The following is a 24,472-nucleotide window of genomic DNA, read 5'->3' as shown; positions in this document are numbered from 1 at the left end:
ACTAACGGAAGATTTCATGCTTTCAAGGTCCCGCCCGGCGCTTTTTCGGGGCGGGTCTTGCGCTTCATATTCGGAACGTAAACTTAGGATATTTCCAAGGAGGCTTGCACCATGGTGAAAAAACGGACAGCGGTTCTGTTGGTCATTCTGGCAATGATCATCGGAGGGGGAGCGATGCTGGCCTTGACGAATTATCCGATCTTCGCAAGCAGCGGAGCGAGTTCAAGTGCAAGCGCAAGTACCGGACTGAGCCGGGTCGACATGAACAAGCTCAATGCGGCGGTCAGGCTGATCGAAGACAACTACTACAAGGAAGTGGATCACGAGAAGCTCGTGACGGGCGCAATCAACGGCATCGTCGGCTCGCTCGAAGATCCGTATTCCGCTTATATGCCGGCCGAACAGGCGAGCGAATTTAACGAGTCGATCCAGGGTTCGTTTACCGGAATCGGCGCGGAAGTGGAACTGAAGAACGAACAGGTGACGGTCATCTCCCCGATCAAGGGATCGCCGGCCGAAAAAGCGGGCGTGCAGGCCAAAGACGTCCTGCTGTCGGTCGACGGCGAATCGTTAGCCGGACTTGATCTGCAGACGGCCGTATCCAAAATTCGCGGTCCCAAAGGCAGCAAAGTGACGGTCATGATCAAGCGTCCGGGCACGCAGGACCCGATCAAATTCGAGATTACCCGCTCGGATATCAAGCTGGAGACCGTGAACGCGCGGATGGAAGACGGCGGCATCGGCATTATCGAAGTGACGCAGTTCTCGACCAACACGGGCGAACGGTTCAAGGAAGAACTGTCCAAGCTTGAGCAAAAAGGCATGGAAGGGCTCGTCATCGACCTGCGCAGCAATCCGGGCGGCCTGCTCGACGTCGTCGTCGACATGTCCAAGGAATTCGTGCCGAAAGGCAGCATCATCGTGCAGGAAGAAGAGCGCGGCGTGGCGCGCAAAGTGTTCCGTTCGTCGGGCACGGCAAAGATCAAAGATTACCCGGTCACGGTCTTGATCAACGGCGGCAGCGCAAGCGCGTCGGAGATTATGGCGGGCGCGCTCCAAGAATCGGCGGGAGCCAAGCTGCTCGGGGAAAACTCGTTCGGCAAAGGCACCGTGCAGACGAGCGTTCCGAACGAACTGGGCAAAGGCACGCTGCTCAAACTGACGATCGCCAAATGGCTGACGCCGGATGCCGAATGGATTCATGAAAAAGGAATCAAACCGGACGAAAAAGTCAGCCAGCCGGACTATTTCACCGTCGCTCCGATCAACAAGGAGAAAACGTGGAAGTTCGACATGAACAACGAAAGCGTCAAAAGCGCGCAGGTCATGCTGAGTGGACTCGGCTATGATACCAAACGCAAAGACGGGTATTTCGATGCCGAAACGAAGAAACAGGTTCAAGCGTTCCAACAAGCGCAAAAGATGACGGTCAGCGGCATGATCGACGAAAAAACGGCGGTCGCACTCGAAGCGGCTACGCTTGAAGCGATTACCGATCCGGCCAACGATACCCAGTTGAATCGGGCGATCAAGGAATTGAAGCAGGAAACGCTCGCTCCGGCGTCGAACTCCTAAACCTAGCGGTTTGAACGAAAAGAAGGCGCGAGCCTTCTTTTTTTAGAAGCGGGACGAAAAGGAGAAACCGATGAACGCATACCTGGAAATCATCCTGTCGGCACTGCTGGAACTTGTGATTCAGCCTTTCTATTGGGCGGGGCTTTTGATCCTGCTGTTATATTATCGTCGTCAGGGCCTGCTGGAGCGCAAGCTGTTTCATATCCGGCTGCACGGATACGGCGGCTTTGCGGCGCGTGCGCTGCTCGGCGGACTATGCGCCGGCGCGGCCGTGTCGCTCGTGCTGGCCGGGCTCGGCTTTACGTTGACGCCGCAGGGCGCGACCGCCGTATGGATCACGACGCTGATCCTGCTCGCGGTGCGGGTCCGCTTCGCGAACTTCGCGTATGCGGTCGGCGTGCTCGGCGCCCTGCAGTTTGTGCTGGGCCTTGTTCCCGGGCTGCCGCAGGGCGGCTTCTGGGGCACGGCGTTCGCAGCCGTCGAAGGGCTGAACGTGCCCGCGCTGCTCGTGCTGGCCGCCCTGCTGCATCTGGCGGAGAGCGGATTGATCGCCTGGCAGGGCAAGTCGTTTGCCCTGCCGACCTACATACCGGGCAAGCGCGGCCGCCCGGTCGGGGCTTACGTCCTGCGCATGCTGTGGCTTGCGCCGACGCTGCTGCTCGTGCCGTCGGAGAACGGCCCGATCGGCGCCCTGCCGTGGCAGCCGCCGCTGAACGGCTGGCTGGGCCTGCCGGAGGCGGCCGGCTACACGCTGCTGGCGCTGCCGGTCATGTTCGGCATGGCGGAAGCGACGTGGACGCTGCTGCCGGAGCGCAAAGCCGCCCGTGCGGCGCGGCGCGGGCTTATGTTCGGCGCGGCGCTGCTGGCGCTTGCGTTCGGCGCCGTCTTCTGGCCGCCGATGACGCTGATCGCGGCCGTCGCGGGCATCGCCCTGCGTGAAGCGCTGTTGCGCGATGGTGTCCGCGAAGAAGACGGCCAGCAGGCGATGTACGCGCACGAAGGTCGCGGACTCAAGATTCTGGCCGTCCAGCCCGGCAGTCCGGCCGAGGACATGGGCATCCTGCCGGGCGAGACGCTGCTCAAAGTCAACGGCAGCCCGGTCTTCACCGAGCAGCAGATGCACGAAGCGCTGCGGATGAACTCGGCGTTTTGCAAGCTGCAGGTGGAGAACCGCCGCGGAGACAGCAAGTTCCTCCAGCGCCCGATCTATGCGGGCGACCATCACCAGCTGGGGTTCGTGTTCGCGCCGGACGACGCTTCGCTGTCCGAACAGCCGTACCGGCCGCTGTCGCTGCCGGGCCTGTGGAGCGTGCAGGCCGAGCAGGGCCGCGTCGTCGCGGCGCCCGCTCTTCTGCCGCCGGCTCCGGCTGCCGTCGACAACGGCGCCCGGTCGACAGACGACCGGGGCGACCGGGCATCCGGGCAGCCTGCCGCAGACCCGGCGGATGAAGCCGCGGACGTATCGGCCGCTTCTTCGAAAGCCGATTGAATCCGGCGGCGCCTCGCGACACGGATATAGGTTCGATCCACACAAGACGGAATTCCCCGCTGCGGGAATTCCGTCTTTTTTTGCTGTATTCGGCAGAGTAACGGCTTATAACTGACATGATCCTTTCGGCCTATGTTCGGATAGGCCCAATGTATCCGCTTACGCAGAAAAAGTCACAAAAAAGGGTGTTTTATTCATAAAAACCGTGCACAGAATTTACGGGAAGCTGATAGAATGAAGAAAATTGAGCAACAGAGAGACTTTCAGACTAGTTGAGGAAGCGGTGAACGAAATGCGAAACTTCAAGGTTCAAACCAAAATTTTGGCGCTTACCCTGCTGTCGGGAATCATGCTGCTGGTTGTCGGGTACACCGGTTTTTCCGCAATGAAGACGATGGCCGAAAAATCGGAAAACATGTATCGGAACAACGTGCTGTCGCTGAACTCGATCGGACAGGTCAGCTCCAATAACAGCGCGATCGAAGCTTACGTCATGGAGATGATTTTGAACGAGGATTATACGGCGAACCAAAATCTGTCGATGAGTATCAGCGATCGCACGGCGCGCAACGCGATGGCGTACGCGGCGCTGGAGGAGACGGCGCTGAGCCCGAACGCCAAAGCGCTGTACGACGCCTACAACGGGCTGATGCCGGAGTATTTCAACGTTCGTTCGCGGATCGTCGATCTGGCATCGCGCAATCAGGGCGAAGAAGCGTACCGGCTGTTCCAGACGGAACTGCAGCCGATCCGCGAGGAGGTCAACCGGACCGTCAACCAGTTGAACTCGCAGCTGCTGCGGGAAGCGCAGGGCAACAATGCCGCTTCGCTGGAAGCGGCGCAGAGCTCGACGCTGCTGATCCTGGTCTGTATCGCCGTCGGCGTGCTGCTGGTCGCGGGCGGCGGTCTGCTGATCGCCCGCCTCGTCGCGCGTCCGCTGCGCGGTATGCAGAAGATGATGGAACAGGCCGAGAGCGGCGATCTCAGCGTACAGGGCACGTATTTGTTCCGCGACGAGATCGGACAGGTGACGCTGTCGTTCAACCGGATGATCGACGGGCTGCGCGACATGGTCCGCCGGATCGACGAGAGTGCCGTTACGCTGTCCGCTTCTTCGCAGCAGCTTACGGCGGGCGCGGAACAGACGACCGGAGCGGCCGAGCATATCGCGACTTCTTCGGCGGCACTGACGGACGGCTTCGAGACGCAGGCCAAGTCGATCGCCGGCGTCAGCGGCTTCGTGGACGAGATGGAGAACCATATGCGTCTGCTCGGCCAAAACGGCAAAGGCATCGCCGATTCTGTCCGGTTGGCCAACGAAGCGGCCGAACTCGGCAGCGAGGAAGTGCGCAAGACGATCGGCCGCATGAACGAGATCGAACGCAGCGTAACGCAGGCGCTTGAAGTCGTGACCGGGCTGCGCCGCCGCTCCGAAGAGATCGGCGCCGCCGCCGGACTGATCGATCAGGTCGCGCGCCAGACCAATCTGCTGTCGCTCAACGCTTCGATCGAAGCGGCAAGAGCCGGAGAAGCCGGCCGGGGCTTTGCCGTCGTCGCCCAGGAGATCCGCAAACTGGCGGAAAGCTCGGCCGAATCGACGCGCACGATCAGCGAGATCATCGCGGCGATTCAGACAGAGTCGGAAGCGGCCGTCGATTCGCTGAACGAAGGCGCGCAGCGGGTGAAGCTCGGCGTGGAGAGCGGCCGGGAGATCTCGGAAGTGTTCGGCCGAATCCGCGGTTCGGTCTCGGGTGTGGCCCAGGAGACCGGCCAAGCGAGCGAATTGATTGATACGCTGCTCGAGCAGACGACGCAGGTGGCCGACGCGATGCGCGAAGTCAGCTCGATTGCCCAGCAGGGAGCCGCCGGCATCGAAGAAGTCAGCGCCGCCGGCGAAGAACAGCTGTCCACGATGGAAGAAGTGCAGGGCTCGGCCAAGTTCCTCTCGCAGCTGGCGGAAGAGCTGCAGGGCACGCTTGCCCGCTTCAAGCTGGACCAGGCGGAAGTTTCCGCCGCTTCAGCGGCTTCGTCCGCCGAAGCGGCCGAAGCGGAGCGCCTGGAGAGCAAGCCGTTCGACGCGCAGGCGGAGCCGGCCGACAATGCCGGCACGCGCGAGCCGAACGCCCCGGCCGCCAACTGGAATCCGGTCGCTTGACCGCGCTCGGCCCGCCGATTGCCCGGTCTATCCATGCCTAAGCGTCCCGCTCAAAAAGCCTGACATCCGGAAGTTTCCGGACGTCGGGCTTTTTTGCTGAGCTTTGTTCCGGGACTTGTTCCAGAACAAGTTCCAGCTTTGGTTCCGGGATCTTTTCCGGCACGTATCCCAACCTTTGTTCTGGAACTTGTTCCGCCGTTTTTTCTCACCAAGATTCTCCCCGAACCGCTACCGCCGGCGCAAATAAAAGATCGCGATCTGCGTCCGGTCGCGCAGCGACAGCTTGGACAGAATCTCCGTGACGTAATTTTTGACCGTGCCTTCGCTCAAGTACAGCCGGCCCGCAATCTCGCGGTTGGACAGCCCTTCGGCGATCAGACCCACGACCTGGCATTCCGACGGAGTCAGCCCGTATTCCGCCAGCCGTGCCCGCGCGTTCGCCGCGTGCCGCGCTTCGGACGCCTCTGACGCCGGGGCCGAAACCACTGGAACCACCGGAACTGCTCCGGCCGCAGCCGCATGGGGAGCCTGCGCCGCCATCCGAGCTTTTTGCGACGCAGGAGGCGCCAGCAGCCCCGCCAGCTTGGCCGCGATATCGGGATGGATCAGCATGCTGCCTTCGTGCACCGTTTTGATGCCTTTGATGATCCGGTCGGGCGGGATGTTTTTGAGCAGATAGCCGCTCGCGCCGCCGCGGATCGCTTCGGTAATAAATTCGTCGTCGTCGAACGTGGTGAGCACAAGTACGCGCACATGCGGGAAGCGCGACTTGATCCGCCGCGTGCCTTCCACGCCGTCGCATACCGGCATGCGGATGTCCATTAACACGAGATCGGCCGCTATGCCCTGCTCCAGCAGCCGCAATGCTTCTTCGCCGTTGCCGGCCGACCCCACGACCTCGATCTCGGGGTCCATGCCGAGCATGATGTGCAGACTTTCCCGGATGAAAATATCGTCGTCGGCGATGATGAGCCGGATCATGCGGTTTCCTCCTCTTGCGCAGCTGGCGCTCATTGACCGCCGGCTGCGCCTTGTTCGTCAGCGTCAGTGTCTTCGCTGTATTCTGCGCCGCGCTATTCGCTGCACCCTTCGCGGTGCGCGTTCGCCTTCATTCCGCCGCTTTATGAGCGCGGACCGGCAGCCGGGTCACGACGGTGAACGGCGGGCCCGGCTCGATCCGCAGTTCGCCGCCGAGGTGCCGCGTACGCTCCGCCATGCCGCGTATGCCCATGCCCGGACGAATCTTCGTCCGTTCCGGCTCTACCCGCTGTACCACTTCCAAACGCTGCCCGTCCGCGTCGCCCGTCCGCCCGCTCCGAATCTCCGTCACGACGGCGTCCGGCTCGTAGATGAGCGTCAGTTCGACGTAGTCGGCTCGGCCGTGCCGCAGCGCGTTGGTCAGCGACTCCCGCGCATTTTGGTACAGCGTCACGCGGTAGCTCGGATACAGCGCGTAAGGCAGGCCGCGGATCAGGTACGAAGTGCGGATGCCGGCCTGCTCGCCCGTCTCGCCGAGCAGGCGGTCGAGCGCGTACTCGTGCTCGGCGCGGCTTGCCGTCGTGCCTTTTTTGACCGACAGCCGGATCTCTTCCATGCTCTCTTCGAGCTGCCGGCGAATCTGCTCCAGCATCGCCGCAGCCCGTTCGCGTTCCGTCGGCAGAATATGCAGCGCCGCTTCCATCATCATTTTGATACGGATCAGCCGGTGGCCGATATCGTCGTGCAGCTTGCGGGCGATCCGCACGCGCTCTTCGTCCTGCGCTTCCTCCTCGATCCGCGCCGCGAACGCCGCCAGGCGCTCGCGTTGTTCGTGCAGCTCGAAATGGCGCAGCCGCAGCCCGTCGTAGCGCCTCCGGATCTCGCGTTCGCTCCGTTCGCTGCCGCCCAGCAGCCCAAGCAGGCCCGCGCTCAGCAGAAAAGCCAGGTTGGCGTTGAGCCGCGTCGGAACGTCTTCGCCGGCCAGCGCCAGATTCAGCGCCAACAGGTGGGCGGCCGCCAGCAGCCCTTCGGGAAACGTTCCGCTTCGCACGTATCCCTGCAGGCTCGACAGGGAGAGGAACAGCATCGCCGGTCCGAACCGTTCCGTCAGCCAGAACGCGCACAGAAGCTGCGCCGCATGCAGAGCGATGCGCAGCCGGTCCGGCAGGCCGAAGCGTTCCGCCGCCGTCAGCGCCGCGAACGCCAGCACGCCCGTCGTATACGTCGGCAGTTCGCCGGGCAGCGCGGTGTACAGGCCGGCCGCCGCCGAGACGAAGATCAAGCTTCCGCGTATCGCAAACCTCACTTGGCCTCCACTCCCGTGTTCGCAGTTTGACGCGATGCGCGCCTTTTTCCGATTATAGCATGCGTACCCGGCGAAGACGGAGGTGACTTTGGTCATGCCGCTTTTCGAACCGCCTTTCGAACTCATGACTTTTTGTACCTGCAAGCGGCGCCGAACCTACGTACAATGCGAGTATAAGCCGAAGCAATAGGCATAACGAAAGGGGAACGAGGCAATGTCTTTTATCGAAATCAACGACGTGGTGAAGCGCTACGGCAGCCGCATTTCGGTCGACCATCTGAGTCTGAACGTGGAAGAAGGAGAGGTGCTGGGGCTGCTCGGGCCGAACGGCGCAGGCAAAAGCACGACGATCGGCATGATCTGCGGGCTGATCGGCATCGACAGCGGCGAGATCCGCGTCGGCGGCATCTCGGTCCGGAAGTCGCCGATCGAAGTCAAGCGCATGCTCGGACTCGTGCCGCAGGACCTGGCGCTGTACGAAAAAATGTCGGCCGCGGAAAACGTGACGTTTTTTGCGCGATTGTACGGCCTGCGCGGCGCCCTGCTCAAGCAGCGGGTCGGGGAAGCGCTGGAATTCGTCGGGCTCGAAGACAAGGCGAGAGAGCTGCCGGCGACGTTCTCGGGCGGCATGAAGCGGCGGCTCAATATCGCCTGCGCGATCATGCACCGGCCGAAGCTGATCATCATGGACGAACCGACGGTAGGTATCGATCCGCAGTCGCGCAACCATATCCTCGATTCGGTGCGCGAGCTGAACCGAGCGGGCTCGACGATCGTCTATACGAGCCATTACATGGAGGAAGTCGAAGCGGTCAGCTCCCGGGTGGCGATCGTCGACCGCGGGCATCTGATCGCTTCCGGCAGCCAGGCGGAGCTGCGCGAGCGGGCGGCCCAGCAGGAACGGATTCTGCTGCAGGCTTCGCCGGTGACGGACGAGCTGCTGCGTGAACTCAAGGAACATCCGCGCATCGAAGCCGTCGAAGCGGAAGGCGACCGGATCACGCTCTATCTGCCTTCCGCGCAGCGTAGCCTGCAGGACGTGCTGTTCATCTGCGCTCGGCACGAAGCGCTGATCGCCTCGCTTGAATGCGAAGCGCCGAACCTGGAATCGCTGTTCCTGAATTTGACCGGCCGCACGCTGAGAGACTGAAGCTGAGAAACGGAAGAGGAGGAGAAACGGAATGCGAACTTTTTATGTCGTGGCGCTCCACCAGTTAAAAAGAACGCTGAGGATGCGGACGGTGCCGATCAATTTGTTTCTGCTGCCGCTGATTATTATTTTCCTGCTTGGCACGGCGCTTGCGGGAGTGACCGACGCCGGCAATACGGAAGACGCGAACATCGAGCCGGTGAGACTGGCGTTTGTGCAGGGCGAAGTCTCGCCGCTTGTGGACGGTTATTTGGCGGACGCAGGCGTAGCCGCTTACGTCGACGTCGTTGACGCGGCGGACCGGGCGCAGGCGGACAGCATGCTGCGCGCCGGTACCGCGGATTACGCGCTCGTCGTGCCTGCGGGCTTCGACGGAGCCGTCATGTCCGGCGGCGCAAGCTCGCTGGAACTGATCCGCGGCAAGAGCCGATCCGACAACCGCGTCGCCGAAAACGTGCTGCGTCCGTTCGTCGACGCGATCAACGATCGTTCGGCGGCAGCCGGGCTGCTGGGCCCGCAGGTGCTTGAGGCGTACGCGCAGCTGCCGGCGCCGGCTTCGCAGGTGCAGAGCGGCGCGCTTGGAGCCGAAGGGACGAGCTATACGGCGTTTCAATATTACGCGGCGTCGATGCTCATCATGTTCGTCATGTACGCCGGACTCAGCCTGAGCAGCAGCCTGTACGGCGAACGGGAGAACCGGACGCTGCAGCGCATGTACGCGATGCCGATTCGGCCGGTGTATCTGTTCGCGGGCAAAGTGGCCGCGGCCGGCGCGGTAGCGGGCATGCAGGCGCTGACGATCGTGCTCGTGTCCAAATGGGTCTTCGGCGTCGATTGGGGCACACAGCCGCTGCTGCTGGTCGGCGTATGCCTGCTGATGATCCTGTTCACGATGGGCATGTCGATCGCGGTCACGTTCCTGACGTCGTCGCAGGCGCAGAGCGCTTCGATCATTCAGGGACTGATCGTGGGCATGACGTTTCTCAGCGGAGGCTTCGTGCCGTTCGAAGGCTGGCTGCAGCGGCTGGGCGATTTCACGATGAACCGCTGGGCCGCGGAAAGCATGCTGCGCATGATGCTGCACGAACCGTCCGCGCACGTCGGCGCGTCGATCGGTGTTCTGGCCGCAGTCAGTGTCGGCGTGCTTGCGATCGCGCTCGCGATCTATGCCAGAAAGGGGTATGCGTATGAATAGTGTATGGATGGCCTGGAATTTGATTCGGCGGGCGCTCGGCAGCTTCAGGGGCGTACTCTCGTACCTGATCCTGCCGGTGGCGATCGTCTCCGGCGCGGTCGGGCTGCTCGGCAGCGGAATTTCGTCGCCGCCCGCGCCGGTCGGATACGTCAATCTGGACGCGGGGCCGGCGGGAGAACGTCTGCTGGGCGAACTGGGGCAGCGGGAGAACAGGGAGCTGAGCGAGGCGTCAGGCGAAGAGACTCTCCGGCAGGCCGTGACCGACCGGGATCTGGCGTTCGGTATCGTGATTCCGGCCGATTACAGCCGTTCGCTGCTGGGCGGAGGTTCGGCCGCGCCGACCTATTACCAACTGAATCCGACCGAAGATTCGATTCTGCTGAAGCTGACGCTGGACGGACAGCACAGACGGTTGGCGGATGCGGCGGCCTTGATTCGTTCTGCGGAAAAAGAAAGCGGGAACGCCGCGGCCGGGGTGTCGGCGGAGTCCCGCTTCGCCCAGCTGCTCAAAGCGCAGGGCAGCGAAGCGGTGAAGACGGTGCTGACCGACGAACAGCTGTATCCGCGCCAGGGGCTGAACAACGTAATCGGCTTTACGCTGCTGTTCCTGATGGGCTTGTCCGGCACCTGCGTCTCGCTTATTCTCGAAGACCGCAGGCAGGGCACGATGGCGCGCGTCTATACCGCACCGACGAGTTCGCTGCAGATCGCGCTGGGCAATTTTCTCGGCTGCTTCGCGCTCGGTTGGCTTCAGATCGCTCTGCTGCTGCTCGTGACGCGGGGATTGCTGCGCTACGATTACGGCGTGCCGGTCTGGCTGCATGCCGCGGTGCTGACCGCGTTCATGCTCGTGACGATCGGCCTTGCGAGCGCGGTAGCCGGCCTCGTGCGCAACGCGGACAACGCGCCGATGCTCAACACGCTGATCATTACGCCGACCTGCATGCTCGGCGGCTGCTTCTGGCCGATCTCGATCATGCCGGGATATTTGCAGACCGCATCGAACTTCGTGCCGCAGAAATGGGCGATCGAAGCCGTGCAGCGGATCGCGGACGGCGGCAGCCTGAGCGAAGCGGCCCTGCCGCTGCTTATCCTGCTGCTGATGGCGTTCGTGCTGCTCGCGATCGGCTCGGTCATCTTGAAGCCGGGCGAGAGCGCATCCTGATCGCAAAAAAACACCCGGTCGGCCTTCGCGTCAAACGCGGAAGCCGCCGGGTGCTTTTTTGTGCTTATTCACAGCAGTTGGGGACAGAAGTCTTGTAAAAGAAGGGCGTACGTTAAAAGAGGGTCACGCGTTCTGTCGGAATCATTCGGCCGAAGCCGCGGGCGCCGTCGTTCCGTCGGACCGAAGCTGCCGCAGCACCGTGATCTCGACCCTGCGGTTCTGCTGGCGGCCCGCAAGCGTAGCGTTGTCGCCGACCGGTCGCGTGTCCGCGTAGCCGGCGTACTGGAACTGCGTCGGGTTCAGGCCGCGGTTGTCGATAAAGTAGCGCAGTACCGATAGTGCCCGGTCGCCGGACAGCTCCCAGTTGTCGCTATAGCGTCCGCCGCGGATCGGCTGGTTGTCCGTATGGCCTTCGATGCTGATCGCGGCGTCGATGCTGCCGAACAGGCTGGACAGCCGGTCCAGAATTCCGGCGGCGCCGGGCTTCAGCTGCGCCTGGCCGACGTCGAACAGGAAGCGGTCGCTCAGCGTGATCGAGATGCCCTGCGGCTTGTCGGCCACGAAGATCTGGTCCTGCAAATTGTTGTCCGCCACGTAGGATTCGATCGTCTCCAGAAAACCGGCCAACTGCCGTTCCTGCTCGCGAAAAGCGAGTTCGCGCGCCGTCGGTTCGGTCTCCGGGTCCGGCGCGATCTGCGCATCCCCGCCGCCGGACGGAGCGCCCGAGTCGTTCCCGGCGCTGCCGGGCGTCTGCTGCCCTTCCTGTCCGGTGATCTTCGGTCCGCCGTCCAGAATGCTGCTGCCCGCCTGGAACGTCGTTTGGAGCGAACCGGAGACGGCTTCGTATTTTTCCGCATCGATCGTGCTGACCGCGTACATGATGATAAAAAAGATGAGCAGGAGCGTCAACAGATCGGCATACGTGATCAGCCAGCGTTCCTGCTGATGCGAAGGGCCTTCGTTGCGGCGTCGGCGGCGTCTGCTCATCGGCGATCGGCTCCGGCCGGTCTTTCGTCTTCATAATCGTCGAGGTAGGTCGACAGTTTTTTGCGGACCATGTTCGGATTCTCCGCGTTCTGAACGGCAAGCAGTCCTTCGAGCATCATCTCCATCACTTGGACCTCCTCTTCGCCGCGCGCCCGGATCTTGGAAGCGATCGGCAGGAAAATCAGGTTGGCGCTGGCGACCCCGTACAGCGTGGCGATAAAAGCGACAGCGATCGACGAGCCCAGATTGGCCGGTTCCGTCAGGCTGCCGAGCACGCGAATGAGTCCCATGACCGTTCCGATGATGCCCATCGTCGGGGCGTACCCGCCGGCGGATTCGAAAATTTTGGCGTAACCGTCGAACTTGTCCTGCTTTTTGTCGATTTCGAGTTCAAGGATATGCCGCATCAGCGGCTGGTCGCTTCCGTCCACGATCAGGCCGAGCCCTTCGCGCATAAAAGGATCTTCGTGCGTTTCCGCGGTCTTCTCCAGCGCCAGGATGCCCGAACGTCGCGCGGTCGAAGACAAGGAAGCGAGGTCTTCGACCAATTCCCCGGCGTGCAGACCGCGCGAGCCGAACGCGACCTTCAGCGCCTCGGGCAGCGTGCGCAGCCTTTTCCACGGAAAACTGATGACGACCGCGGCCGCCGTTCCGCCGAATACGATCAGGGCCGCGGCCCCCTGCAGCAGGCCTCCGGCCTGTCCGCCTTCCCACAGAAATCCGCCGATCAGCGCAGCGAATCCCGCAATGATTCCGATAATGATAGTGATGTCCATGCGTTCGTTCCTCTCTGCGGCAAAAGCTTGAAATAAGCATCTTCCGTTTTCATAAATAATTGCAACAGGGGTGGAAAAAGAGTATACTTAACGGGAACAGGTATTCTTATCTTCCGGCGGCCGGCGGGCGGAGGACGTTCCGTCCCTGCCGCCCGAATCCGCTTTTTCGAAGCGCATTCCGTTTCGTTTCCGGTCGCCGGAAGGCGAACGCAGTCTTTATTTTCGACCGGCGCGCGAGGCCTTGAGCCGTTGCTCGGCGGACCTTTTCCGCGTTTTCGAACCGGGGCGGTCCGACCGCCGATCGTTTTCCGCGCGAAAATCTGGTTATTTACAATATAAGCATCCGGACGGCGTATCAAACGAAAGCGATGCGTCGGTTTTTTCTTATTCTCTGCTTCAAATACTATCACTTCAAACGACGAGGGTGAAATAGGGCCAATGAGCGATATTGAAATCAGCAGCAAACCGTTCGAGATCGTCTCGGAGTTCTCGCCGCAGGGCGACCAGCCCCGGGCGATCGAACAACTGGTCGAAGGGATTCACGTAGGCAAGAAGCACCAGACCCTGCTCGGCGCGACCGGCACGGGCAAGACGTTCACGATCGCACAGACGATCTCCAGACTGAACCGTCCGACACTTGTCATCGCCCACAACAAGACGCTTGCCGCCCAGTTGGCGAGCGAATTCAAGGAATTTTTGCCGAACAACTCCGTCGACTACTTCGTCAGCTACTATGACTATTTCCAGCCGGAGGCCTATGTTCCTTCTTCCGATACGTATATCGAAAAAGATTCCAGCATCAACGAAGAGATCGACCGGCTGCGCCACTCCGCGACCAGCTCGCTGTTCGAGCGGCGCGACGTCGTCATCGTGGCGAGCGTCTCGTGCATCTACGGTCTCGGTTCGCCGCAGGAATACGGCAACCTGCTGCTGTCGCTGCGCGTCGGCATGGAGAAATCCCGGCAGGAGATTTTGTCGCGTCTGGTCGATATCCAATATCAGCGCAACGATATCAACTTCGTCCGCGGCACGTTCCGCGTACGCGGCGACGTAGTCGAGATTTTCCCGGCTTCGCGCGAAGAACATGCGGTGCGGATCGAACTGTTCGGCGACGAAATCGAACGGATCAGCGAGATCAACGTGCTGACCGGCGAAATTACCGGCGAGCGCGACCATGTCGCCATCTTCCCGGCGTCCCACTTTGTCACCCGCGAAGAGAAGATGAAGATCGCCATCACGAATATCGAGCGGGAGCTGGAAGAGCGCCTCGCCGTATTCAAGGAAGAAGGCAAGCTGCTCGAAGCGCAGCGGCTGGAACAGCGCACGCGCTACGACATCGAGATGATGAAGGAAGTCGGATTCTGTTCCGGCATCGAGAACTATTCCGGTCCGCTGACGTTCCGCGAACGCGGCGCCACGCCGTACACGCTTATGGATTATTTCCCGGACGATCTGCTGATCGTAATCGACGAATCCCACGTGACGCTGCCGCAGATCCGCGCGATGTACAATGGCGACCAGGCGCGCAAGAACGTGCTCGTCGATTACGGGTTCCGCCTGCCTTCGGCGCTCGACAACCGTCCGCTGAAGTTCGACGAATTCGAGCAAAAAGCGGATCAGCTCATCTACGTCTCGGCGACGCCGGGACCGTACGAGATGGAACACTGCCCGACGATGGTCGAACAGATCATCCGGCCGACCGGCCTGCTTGATCCGATCATCGAAGTGCGCAAGACGGACGGACAGATCGACGATCTGATCGGCGAGATCCGCGACCGCATCGAGAAAGACGAGCGCGTGCTCGTCACGACGCTGACCAAGAAAATGTCCGAGGATCTGACCGATTACCTCAAGGAAGTCGGGATCAAGGTCCGCTACCTGCACTCGGACATCAAGACGCTGGAACGGATCGCGATTTTGCGCGACCTGCGGCTCGGCGTCTTCCACGTCCTCGTCGGCATCAACCTGCTGCGCGAAGGCCTCGACCTGCCGGAAGTGTCGCTCGTCACGATTCTCGACGCCGACAAGGAAGGTTTCCTGCGTTCCGAGCGCTCGCTGATCCAGACGATCGGCCGGGCCGCCCGCAACTCGGAAGGCCGGGTCATCCTGTACGCCGACAAGATCACCGAGTCGATGGACAGGGCGATGAAGGAAACGCAGCGCCGCCGCGAGATCCAGCATGCCTACAATCTGGAGCACGGCGTTACGCCGCAGACGATCAAGAAGAAAGTGCGCGACGTCATCGAAGCGACCAAGGCGGCCGAGAGCGGCGCGGACTTCCTGTCCGGCATCGACGGCAGCACGAAGCTGACGAAGAGAGATCGCGAGAAACTCGTCATGCGCCTGGAAAAAGAAATGAAAGAGTCCGCCAAAAACCTCAACTTCGAACGCGCCGCCGAACTGCGCGACGCGCTGCTGGAACTCCGCGCGGCGGAGTGACCCGCAGCCTTTCCCTATACTCTATACTCTATACGTACAGTCAAGCGTCCGCATCCGTGCGGGCGCAATCTTTTTCCCAAGACCCAGGACCCAAGAATTTGCCGGTAGAGCGTTCCTGCAAAAGATCGGAAAACACTCTGCCGGACAAGTCGACAAACAGAATGATTCATGTGGAGGTTGAGGCCGGTGGCAAGCGAAAATATCGTAATCAAAGGTGCCAGAGCACACAACTTGAAAAATATCGACGTCACGATCCCCCGCGATCGTTTCGTCGTCCTGACGGGCCTCAGCGGCTCGGGCAAGTCTTCGCTCGCTTTCGATACCATCTATGCCGAAGGCCAGCGCCGCTATGTCGAGTCGCTGTCCGCCTACGCGCGCCAGTTCCTCGGCCAGATGGAGAAGCCGGACGTCGATTCGATCGACGGGTTGTCTCCCGCCATCTCGATCGACCAGAAGACGACGAGCCGCAACCCGCGTTCGACCGTCGGCACCGTCACGGAAATTTACGACTACCTGCGGCTGCTGTTCGCGCGAATCGGCAAGCCGCATTGTCCCGATCACGGCGTGGAGATCACTTCGCAGACCGTCGAGCAGATGGTGGACCGCATCATGCAGTTCCCGGAGAAGACCCGGATGCAGATTCTCGCTCCTGTCATTTCCGGCAAGAAGGGCGAGCACAAGAGCCTGTTCACCGAAATTTCGAAGCAGGGCTTCGTCCGCGTGCGCGTCGACGGCGAGCTGCGCGACCTGTCCGAGACGATCGAACTTGAGAAAAACAAAAAGCATACGATCGAAATCGTCGTTGACCGGATCGTGATCAAGGAAGACGTCCAGACGCGTCTGGCCGATTCGATCGAGACGGCGCTCAAGCTGTCCGGCGGGCAGCTGCTCGTCGACATCATGGGCCAGGAAGAACTGCGGTTCAGTTCCAACTTCGCCTGCCCGATCTGCGGGTTCAGCATGGAAGAGTTGGCACCGCGCATGTTCTCGTTCAACAGCCCGTTCGGCGCCTGCCCGGACTGCGACGGACTCGGCGTGAAGATGGTCGTCGATCCGGAACTGCTGGTACCGGACGAGCGCAAGACGATCGAAGACGGCGCGTTTACCGCATGGAGCGGCGGACTGTCCAATTATTATCCGCAGTTTCTCGCCGCGATGTGCGAACATTACAAGATTCCGACAAACGTGCCGGTATCCGAACTGACGGCGGACCAGACGAACAAGATCCTCTACGGCACCGACGGCCAGAAGGTCAAGTTCCGGTATGAAGGCGACTTCGGCCGCAGCAAGGAAGTGACCGTCGCGTTCGAAGGTATCATTCCGAATCTGGAGCGCCGCTACCGCGATACGTCGTCCGAGAGCATGCGCGAATATATCGAAGGCTTCATGGGCACCAAGCCGTGCGGCACATGCAAAGGCCAGCGGCTGAAGCGCGAAATTCTGGCCGTGACGGTCGGGGGAGTCAGCATCTCGCACGTGACGGACCTGTCGATCTCCAAAGCGACGGAATTTTTCAACGAACTCGAACTGTCGGAAAAAGAGCGTTCGATCGCGAACCTGATCCTCAAGGAAGTGTGCAGCCGCCTCGGTTTCCTCGAAAACGTCGGCTTGACGTACCTGACGCTCAGCCGCGCGGCCGGTACGCTGTCCGGCGGCGAAGCCCAGCGGATTCGCCTCGCGACGCAGATCGGGTCTAGCCTCATGGGCGTGCTCTACATTCTCGACGAGCCGAGCATCGGCCTGCACCAACGCGATAACGACCGCCTGATCAAGACGCTGCTGCATATGCGCGATCTCGGCAACACGCTGATCGTCGTCGAGCACGACGAAGACACGATGATGGCCAGCGATTACATTATCGATATCGGGCCGGGAGCCGGCGTGCACGGCGGCCGGATCATCGCCGAAGGCACGCCGCAGGAAGTTATGGACAATCCGGACTCGCTGACAGGCCAGTATTTGAGCGGACGCCGCTTCATTCCGGTTCCGCTGAGCCGCCGCAAGCCGGGCGAACGCTGGCTGGAGATCCGCGGCGCGAAAGAAAACAACCTGAGCAACGTCAACGTGAAGGTGCCGATCGGCCTGTTCACGGCGGTCACCGGCGTATCCGGTTCCGGCAAGTCGTCGCTCGTTAACGGCGTGCTGCACAAAGCGCTGGCCCGCGACCTCAACCGGGCGCGCGTCAAGCCGGGCAAGCACAAAGAGATTCGCGGCATGGAACACGTCGACAAAGTCGTCGAAGTCGACCAGTCGCCGATCGGCCGCACGCCGCGGTCCAACCCGGCGACGTATACCGGCGTGTTCGACAACATCCGCGACCTGTTCGCGACGACGAACGAAGCCAAAGTGCGCGGCTACCAGAAAGGCCGCTTCAGCTTCAACACGAAGGGCGGCCGCTGCGAAGCGTGCAAAGGCGACGGGATTATCAAGATCGAGATGCACTTCCTGCCGGACATCTACGTACCGTGCGAAGTGTGCAAAGGCAAACGCTACAACCGCGAGACGCTGGAAGTGAAATACAAAAACAAAAACATTTCCGACGTGCTGGAGATGACGATCGAAGACGCGGTCGAATTTTTCCAGAACGTGCCGAAGATCAGCCGCAAGCTGCAGACGCTGCTGGACGTCGGCCTCGGCTACGTCAAGATGGGCCAGCCGGCCACGACGCTGTCGGGCGGCGAAGCGCAGCGCGTCAAGCTCGCTTCCGAGCTGCACCGCCGCAGCACCGGCAAAACGATCTACATCCTCGACGAGCCGACCACGGGCCTGCACGTGGACGATATCGATCGCCTGCTGAACGTGCTGCACCGCCTCGTCGAATCGGGCGATACCGTGCTCGTGATCGAGCATAATCTCGACGTCATCAAGACGGCCGATTACCTGATCGATATGGGACCGGAAGGCGGCAGCGGAGGCGGAGACGTCGTTGCGACCGGCACGCCGGAGCAGGTGTCCAAAGTCAAAGGTTCGTACACCGGCCATTATCTGGCTCCGGTCCTCGAACGCGATACGCAGCGGACGCGGCAGGAAGCCGAGCCCGAAGCGCAGACCGCGGACAAATAACTCTGCTTCGGGATTAGGGCCCGTATTCGGCCCGTATTCGCCCGGAAATTCGGTCGAAAAAGGATGCAAGCAAGCGACGATTGCGGAAGAACGCCGTTCCGCCGCGATCCGGAAGCGGCTGCCTAGAGGCGGCCGCTTTTTTTCTTTTCTGCCCAAAGTCAAAATTGTTTATAAAAACGTCTTCAATTTTTCTAAAAGATGGAATAAAGTGAAGAGAGAAGTTCGAGTAGGGCAGAAAATCGGCAAATGGCGGCTGTCTTGTTCTGCCCGGCAGGGCGAAAAGAACGTATTCACCGTGCCGGAATCCGGACCTGCGAATAAAGAGGGGTGTCGACAAGATGAGTAAAACAGGAACAAAAGCGGCAGGTTTGCTGCTGTCGGGCGCGATCGCAATCGGCGGGTTGGGCATATCCCCGCACACGTACGCCGCGGCGGCAGCGTCCGCAAAATCGTCCGCCCCGGCCCAAACGATTCCGCAGATCATTGCGAAAGTCTCGCCTTCGGTGGTCGGCATTATCGGCGAAGTGCCGGTCGGCGCTTCGGAAGATTGGGGCGGCGAAGAGAGCGGGAGCGCGGAGGACGGCTACGATCTCGCGCACGGCTCCGGCGTCATTATCCGTTCGAACGGCTGGATCGTGACGAATGCGCATGTCGTGGAAGATATGGACCATATCCAGGTTGTCACGTCCGAAGGCAAATCGTACAAAGTGCGGCAGGTGTACAGCGATCCGACCAGCGATCTGGCGCTGATCAAGATCAACGTCTCCGGCTTCAAGCCGGCCACCTTCGTCTCGACGAAAGAAACGACGCTCGTGGGCGAGCCGGTTATCGCGATCGGCACGCCGGTCTCGCTGTCGCTGCGCAATTCGGCCACGCTTGGCATCGTCAGCGGCCTGAACCGCGCCGCCGGCGCGGAATACCGGCTGATCCAGACCGATGCGACGATCAACCCCGGCAACAGCGGAGGTCCGCTGGTCAATATGCGCGGCGAGATTCTCGGCATCAATTCGATGAAATACGCGGCCGTCGATATCGACAATACCGGATTCACGATTCCCGCGGCCACCGTCCAGTATATCGTGAAGCAGCTGTTCGCCAAGGGAGAAGTGATTCGCGCCGGGCTGGGCCTCGAACTCGAAGAAAGCTTTTCGGCCACCGTCGGCCTGCCTTCGGAAGATCCGCTGACGGTCAGCGAAGTGATGTCGGACGAAGCCCGCAGAGCGGGCGTGCGCGAAGGCGACGTGCTCTACAGCGTGGCCGGCCACCGGATTACCGCGCTCGTCGATTTGAACGAACTGATGAAAGCGTACGTGCCCGGACAGACGGTGCGCGTGCTCATGCAGACGGACGGCGATATCGTGGAACGCCGCATCGTGCTGACGAACGAGTAGAGGAGGAGAGCGGTTGAGACTGGCTAAAAAAAGTATCGCGCTGTGGTTCGTGCTGCTGCTCATGATCGGAACGTCGGTGCCCGCTTTCGCGGCCGAGCCGGTTACGCTGACTTTGCAGGTGCGCCTCGGCAGTACGAAGGCGCTTGTGAACGGCAGCGAGCAGAAGATCGAGAAGCCGTACACGCAAAATGGAATGGTCATGGTTCCGCTGGGCGTCTTCCAGCGGGCCTTCGGAACGACAAGCCGCCTCGAAGGCGACAATGTCGTTCGCGTCAGCTACGGCGCGCGCGTCGCGACGTTTACGATCGGCAGCAAGACCGTCTGGACGAACGGCACCAAAAAGGTATGGGACGCGGCGCCGGTCATGAAAAACGGCACGCTGATGGTACCGCTGCGTCCGGTCGCGGACCTCATGGGCGCCGGGGTCAAAACGAATTCCGGCACGGTCACGGTGACGTTGAAGTCGGATAACGGCATCCCGGGGCAGCCGGCGAAGCCGGGAGAAGACGCGGAAGAGATCCCGGGCCGGGTCGGCAGCAGTTATGCCGGCTGGTCGATCGATTCGCCGGCCGGTTCGATGGCCGAATTGGGTGACGACGAATATTCGGCGGCGATCGGCGACGCGGACGGCACGTACATGCTTCAGATCCATGTCTGGGACGAAGAAGCCGGCACGTCCGTGCCCGTCTCCAATCTGCTGGAGCAGTTGGAGCAGGAAGCGCTGGACAGCGGCGAGACGATCATTGACCGCCGGACGGTCCCGACCGCCGGACTGCCTTACGCGCGGTTGATCAGCCGCGATCTGGACGGCATTTATTGGGAAGCGCGCCGCTACGACGACAAAGGGCGCATCTACAGCCTCTACCTCGGCGATTCGCTGATCGAGGATTACCGGGCATTCGAAGATCGGGCGCCGCTGCTCGACTCGTTCCGAACTTCGTTCGCCACGTCGGGCATGCAGACGAAAGACCTGTCCGCCGTCGTCGACGGGCAGATGAACGTCTCGGCGCCCGATTACGGCGTGTCGATGAAGATTCCGGCCGAATGGTCGCCTGCGGCATCGGGTTTGTTCCAATACGGCGGAGAAGACGGTTCCGTTCTGGCGATGCAGGTCATTTCGGCCGAACCGGGCGAGACGCTGGACGATTGGCATAACCTGCTCAAGCAAAGAACCGGCGAACTGTTTCTGCCCGAGTATCTCAATCCGATCGTCAGCGAATCGCTGACAGTGTCCGGACAGGACGCCAGGATCGAGAAGATGACTTACAATCTCGGCAGCGGAAGCGTCTACTGGAACTGGCTCGTCCTGAGAGGCAAAGAGCATTTCTACGTGCTGCGCTACTCCGCGCCGGAAGGGGCTTACCGGGAGCAGACGCTCCGTCGGATCGCCGATTCGCTGGAAGTCGATTTCGGCGTCGTCGAAGATTCCTTCGGCAAGCTCGGACAGATTCCCTATCTCAAAGACAAGACGCTTAACATAAGCAAAAGCACGCCCGAGATGAAGATCAGCGTGCCGGCTTACTGGACGCCGCAGGCGATGGCCGATTCGGAGTTCGATCTGGGTTATTTCCTGCCGGGCGGTTCGTTTGAACTGACCGACGTCGAAGAAGGTCCGGAAGCGGCGGCGGCCCAGGCTGTTCGGCGTTACGCCGACTGGAAGCTCGACGATGCCACGTTGACGCACGAAGCGCCGCAGCGGACCGAATTCGCGGGCGTTCCGGCCGTACGTATCGCGTATACGGGCACGGACGGCAATGCTTACCGGGCCGAGGATATTTATTTCCGGCACGGCGGCACGACGTATTGGATTCATTACCGGATCGATCTCGGCATGGCGACGCAGCCGCAGCTGGACGGTATCGAACGCGCGCTGCGCTCGGTCAAGTTTCTCAAGTCATCCATAACGGGTTCATAGCTCATCCATAGCGTGACATTGGGGAAGACCGGTACCGCCGGAGGGCGGGCCGGTCTTTAAAATTTTGAAAAAGAGCGAAATGCTTGTAGGCATGAAGGTTACAGTCTGTTAAAATAAGTGAGATAAACGTCGTGATGAAGTTTGGGCGACGAATTGAAGTGCGTGTACAGGATGCTAATGATTCCCGCGGGGTTCGGCCCGGCGGGATTTTTGTCGGATATGCGAATAAGGAACGAACATTATACGGCGGCCGCTGCCAGGGCAGAGATGCATCATTGACGGGAAAAGCGGCCGCGCGGAGGGATCTTACTGTTATGAATACTCAAGGCATTACGAGACGCGACGTCGAACTGCTGGCTCCGGCCGGCGATTGGGATTGCATGCGCGCAGCCGTCGCAAACGGGGCGGACGCGGTCTTTTTCGGAGTCGAAAAATTCAACGCCCGGGCACGCGCCAACAACTTCCGGATGGACGAACTGCCGGAAATCATGGGCTTTTTGCATAGTTACGGGGTCAAGGGATTTTTGACGTTCAATATCCTCGTATTCGAAAACGAGCTGGAAGACGCGCGCGAATTGATCGACGCTTGCGTCGTGGCCGGCGTGGACGCGGTCATCGTGCAGGATTTGGGTCTGGTCAAAATGATCCGCGAGATCTCGCCGGACTTCCCGATTCACGGTTCGACGCAGATGACGATCACGTCGCCGGAAGCGGTCGAGTTCACGAAGCCGTTCAACATGGAGCGGGTCGTGCTGGGCCGGGAGAACAACCTCAAGCAGATTCGCAAGATCGGCGACCAGGCCAAGCTGCCGATGGAAGTGTTCGTGCACGGCGCGCTGTGCGTGTCGTATTCGGGGCAGTGCCTGACGTCGGAAATGTGGGGCGGACGTTCCGCCAACCGCGGCGAGTGCGCGCAGGCCTGCCGCCTGCCGTACGACCTGATGGTCGACGGCGAACATAAGCCGATGGGCGATATCGCCTACCTGCTGTCGCCCAAAGACCTAGCGGCAATCGATATCATGCCGGAGCTGATCGAAGCGGGCGTGACGTCGTTCAAGATCGAAGGCCGCCTCAAGACGCCGGAATACGTAGCGAACGTGGTCAGCAAATACAATGCCGCGATCAACCGCTATTTCGACGGCGACGACGCGAAGCCTTCGGAAGAAGAAGTGCGCGAACTGCAGCAGAGCTTCTCGCGCGGCCTGACGCACGGCTTCCTGGACGGTACGAACAACAAGCAGCTCGTGGAAGGCACTTTCCCCAAGAGCCGCGGCGTGTACCTCGGCCGCGTGGAACAAATTTTGCGCGACGGCGTCGTCTGCCGGATCGAAGCGCCGCTCAAGCGCGGCGACGGTATCGTATTTGACGCCGGAGATCCGACGAAGAAGGAAGAAGGCGGCCGCGTCTACGACGTGCGCCGCAAAGGCGTCAAGCTCGAAGGCGAAGCCGGACAAGGCTGGGTTATCGACATCGTGCCGGGCCGCAACGACGTTGACCTGCGCCGCCTGCACGTAGGCGACCGCATCTGGAAGACGAACGATCCCGCGCTCGACCGACGTCTGCGCCAGACGTACGAGACGGACAAGCCTTACCGCGTGTTCCCGCTGACCGTCAAAGTCATGGGCAACCCGGGGCAGCCGCTCGTCTCGATCTGGACCGATACGGACAAAGGCACGACCGTGCGCGTCGAATCCGAGATGGAACTTGAGATCGCCAAGAAGCGTCCGCTCGGCTACGAGATTCTGGAAGAGCAGTTCGGCCGTCTTGGCGGCACCGTCTACCAGCTGGAAGAGCTGGACGTGCAGCTGCACGGCGACGTCATCGTGCCGATGCGCGAGCTGAACGCCATGCGCCGCCGCGCCGTCGACGAACTGTCCGGCGAGCGTCCGAAGCCGCCGGTCTACGTGCAGCGCGATATCGCCGTATACGGCGATTCCAAGCAGCCCGCGCAGCCGATGGAGCGCTCCGAAGCGCGCATCACGGCGCTGTGCCGGAGCCTGCCGCAGGTCGAAGCGGCACTGGAAGCCGGCGTAGGCATGATCTACGCCGACTTCGAATTCATCAAGCAGTTCCCGGCGGCTGTCGCAGCCGTACGGGCAGCCGGCAAGCAAATCGCGCTGGCGACGCCGCGCATTCACATGCCGGGCGAGAACGGCTACCACGCGAACATTCTGCGTCTTGCGCCGGATGCCGTGCTCGTCCGCAATACCGGTGCCCTGTATTACTACCTGCGCCACCGCCAGGAGAACCCGGATCAGAACCATCCGGAACTGATCGGCGACTTCTCGCTCAACGTAGCGAACCACAAAGCCGTAGACTTGTTCCTCGAAGCCGGCCTCGACCGCGTTACGCCGTCGTACGACCTCAACATCCAGCAGATGGTCGATCTGCTCGGCCGTTCGCAGACGGACAAGCTGGAGATCGTCATCCATCAGCATATGCCGATGTTCCATACCGAACACTGCGTCTACTGCACGTTCATGAGCGAAGGCACCGACTTCACGAACTGCGGCCGCCCTTGCGAAGAGCAGCGCGCGTCGCTGCGCGACCGGATCGGCATGTCCCACCCGGTCCGTGTCGATGAAGGCTGCCGCAACACTGTCTACAACGCCATCGAGCAGTCCGGCGCCGAATACCTGAACGAGTTCCTGAGCGCCGGCGTGCCGAGCTACCGGATTGAGTTCCTCGAAGAAACGCCGGAGCAGGTGCACGAAGTGCTCGACCTGTACACCCGTGCCCTGAACGGCCAGATCAGCGGTTCCGAAGTGTGGCGCAAGCTCAAAGCGACGAATCAGCTTGGGGTAACGAGAGGGCAGTTGGTGAAGTAAGCCGGATCCATATTCGAAAAAGACCGCAAAAAAGCCGCGCATTTGTATGCGCGGCTTTTT

Annotated in this window: 15 protein-coding genes; 11 read left to right on the top strand and 4 right to left on the bottom strand. The window is 61.2% G+C overall.

Features of this window, described 5'->3' with window-relative positions; translation table 11 throughout:
* Window positions 1–111 precede the first annotated feature (111 nt).
* The 3 genes from FTE24_RS19380 (at window position 112) to FTE24_RS19370 (ending at window position 5,219) form a co-directional block, all read left to right on the top strand.
* Complete coding sequence (locus FTE24_RS19380) at window positions 112–1,575, top strand: S41 family peptidase (protein WP_150235268.1); 1,464 nt, start codon at window positions 112–114, stop codon at window positions 1,573–1,575.
* A 70-nt stretch (window positions 1,576–1,645) separates the two neighbouring features.
* Window positions 1,646–3,064, top strand: coding sequence for a PDZ domain-containing protein (locus FTE24_RS19375; RefSeq protein WP_150235270.1), 1,419 nt, complete (start codon window positions 1,646–1,648; stop codon window positions 3,062–3,064).
* Between the two features lie 292 nt (window positions 3,065–3,356).
* Entirely contained in the window at window positions 3,357–5,219 is a 1,863-nt protein-coding gene (locus tag FTE24_RS19370; protein WP_150235272.1) for a methyl-accepting chemotaxis protein, read from the top strand.
* A 228-nt stretch (window positions 5,220–5,447) separates the two neighbouring features.
* Here FTE24_RS19370 and FTE24_RS19365 read toward each other — a convergent pair whose 3' ends face one another.
* Together FTE24_RS19365 and FTE24_RS19360 are read right to left on the bottom strand one after the other, a co-directional pair.
* Complete coding sequence (locus FTE24_RS19365; protein ID WP_150235274.1) at window positions 5,448–6,200, bottom strand: response regulator transcription factor; 753 nt, start codon at window positions 6,198–6,200, stop codon at window positions 5,448–5,450.
* A gap of 127 nt (window positions 6,201–6,327) precedes the next feature.
* A complete protein-coding gene (locus tag FTE24_RS19360; RefSeq protein ID WP_160441837.1) occupies window positions 6,328–7,503 on the bottom strand; it encodes a histidine kinase in 1,176 nt (391 codons plus the stop codon).
* A gap of 214 nt (window positions 7,504–7,717) precedes the next feature.
* On the opposite strand from FTE24_RS19360, the gene FTE24_RS19355 reads away from it, so the two are divergent.
* From FTE24_RS19355 to FTE24_RS19345, 3 genes are read left to right on the top strand one after another with little or no spacing between them, the layout of a single operon-like run.
* The gene (locus tag FTE24_RS19355; RefSeq protein ID WP_141447353.1) at window positions 7,718–8,653 is read left to right on the top strand and encodes an ABC transporter ATP-binding protein; all 936 of its coding nucleotides are present in this window, start codon (window positions 7,718–7,720) and stop codon (window positions 8,651–8,653) included.
* Between the two features lie 31 nt (window positions 8,654–8,684).
* Window positions 8,685–9,848, top strand: a complete 1,164-nt coding sequence (locus FTE24_RS19350) for an ABC transporter permease (protein ID WP_150235279.1) — start codon at window positions 8,685–8,687, stop codon at window positions 9,846–9,848.
* Complete coding sequence (locus FTE24_RS19345) at window positions 9,841–11,013, top strand: ABC transporter permease (RefSeq protein ID WP_160441836.1); 1,173 nt, start codon at window positions 9,841–9,843, stop codon at window positions 11,011–11,013. Before FTE24_RS19350 ends, FTE24_RS19345 begins: the two co-directional genes overlap by 8 nt.
* Before the next feature lie 141 nt (window positions 11,014–11,154).
* Here FTE24_RS19345 and FTE24_RS19340 read toward each other — a convergent pair whose 3' ends face one another.
* Both FTE24_RS19340 and FTE24_RS19335 read right to left on the bottom strand, forming a co-directional pair.
* Window positions 11,155–12,000 (bottom strand): OmpA/MotB family protein, encoded by an 846-nt coding sequence (locus tag FTE24_RS19340; protein WP_150235283.1) that lies wholly within the window; start codon window positions 11,998–12,000, stop codon window positions 11,155–11,157.
* On the bottom strand, window positions 11,997–12,776 hold the full coding sequence (locus FTE24_RS19335) for a flagellar motor protein (protein WP_150235285.1): 780 nt from the start codon (window positions 12,774–12,776) through the stop codon (window positions 11,997–11,999). The genes FTE24_RS19340 and FTE24_RS19335 overlap by 4 nt, the downstream gene beginning before the upstream one ends.
* Before the next feature lie 438 nt (window positions 12,777–13,214).
* Here FTE24_RS19335 and uvrB point away from each other — a divergent pair, with 438 nt between their 5' ends.
* The 5 genes from uvrB (at window position 13,215) to FTE24_RS19310 (ending at window position 24,412) form a co-directional block, all read left to right on the top strand.
* Complete coding sequence (uvrB, locus tag FTE24_RS19330; RefSeq protein ID WP_150235287.1) at window positions 13,215–15,215, top strand: excinuclease ABC subunit UvrB; 2,001 nt, start codon at window positions 13,215–13,217, stop codon at window positions 15,213–15,215.
* A 186-nt stretch (window positions 15,216–15,401) separates the two neighbouring features.
* A complete protein-coding gene (uvrA, locus tag FTE24_RS19325) occupies window positions 15,402–18,278 on the top strand; it encodes an excinuclease ABC subunit UvrA (protein WP_141447347.1) in 2,877 nt (958 codons plus the stop codon).
* 338 nt (window positions 18,279–18,616) lie between these two features.
* Entirely contained in the window at window positions 18,617–19,669 is a 1,053-nt protein-coding gene (locus FTE24_RS19320) for a S1C family serine protease (RefSeq protein WP_150235289.1), read from the top strand.
* Window positions 19,670–19,682: 13 nt separating this feature from the next.
* On the top strand, window positions 19,683–21,584 hold the full coding sequence (locus FTE24_RS19315) for a stalk domain-containing protein (protein ID WP_150235291.1): 1,902 nt from the start codon (window positions 19,683–19,685) through the stop codon (window positions 21,582–21,584).
* Between the two features lie 314 nt (window positions 21,585–21,898).
* The gene (locus FTE24_RS19310) at window positions 21,899–24,412 is read left to right on the top strand and encodes a U32 family peptidase (protein WP_141447344.1); all 2,514 of its coding nucleotides are present in this window, start codon (window positions 21,899–21,901) and stop codon (window positions 24,410–24,412) included.
* Window positions 24,413–24,472 lie beyond the last annotated feature (60 nt).

Origin of the sequence: Saccharibacillus sp. WB 17, from assembly GCF_008634075.2 — a bacterium.
GTDB lineage: Bacteria > Bacillota > Bacilli > Paenibacillales > Paenibacillaceae > Saccharibacillus > Saccharibacillus brassicae.
The sequence above is the reverse complement of the archived record's forward strand: the minus strand, read 5'-3'. Positions and strand labels throughout refer to the sequence as shown.

Coding starts and splice junctions, on each gene's coding strand:
- FTE24_RS19310 (WP_141447344.1), top strand. CDS start 21,899: ATGAATACTCAAGGCATTACGAGACGCGACGTCGAACTGCTGGCTCCG.
- FTE24_RS19370 (WP_150235272.1), top strand. CDS start 3,357: ATGCGAAACTTCAAGGTTCAAACCAAAATTTTGGCGCTTACCCTGCTG.
- FTE24_RS19380 (WP_150235268.1), top strand. CDS start 112: ATGGTGAAAAAACGGACAGCGGTTCTGTTGGTCATTCTGGCAATGATC.
- FTE24_RS19365 (WP_150235274.1), bottom strand. CDS start 6,200: ATGATCCGGCTCATCATCGCCGACGACGATATTTTCATCCGGGAAAGT.
- FTE24_RS19345 (WP_160441836.1), top strand. CDS start 9,841: ATGAATAGTGTATGGATGGCCTGGAATTTGATTCGGCGGGCGCTCGGC.
- FTE24_RS19375 (WP_150235270.1), top strand. CDS start 1,646: ATGAACGCATACCTGGAAATCATCCTGTCGGCACTGCTGGAACTTGTG.
- uvrB (WP_150235287.1), top strand. CDS start 13,215: ATGAGCGATATTGAAATCAGCAGCAAACCGTTCGAGATCGTCTCGGAG.
- FTE24_RS19320 (WP_150235289.1), top strand. CDS start 18,617: ATGAGTAAAACAGGAACAAAAGCGGCAGGTTTGCTGCTGTCGGGCGCG.
- FTE24_RS19350 (WP_150235279.1), top strand. CDS start 8,685: ATGCGAACTTTTTATGTCGTGGCGCTCCACCAGTTAAAAAGAACGCTG.
- FTE24_RS19335 (WP_150235285.1), bottom strand. CDS start 12,776: ATGGACATCACTATCATTATCGGAATCATTGCGGGATTCGCTGCGCTG.
- FTE24_RS19355 (WP_141447353.1), top strand. CDS start 7,718: ATGTCTTTTATCGAAATCAACGACGTGGTGAAGCGCTACGGCAGCCGC.
- FTE24_RS19340 (WP_150235283.1), bottom strand. CDS start 12,000: ATGAGCAGACGCCGCCGACGCCGCAACGAAGGCCCTTCGCATCAGCAG.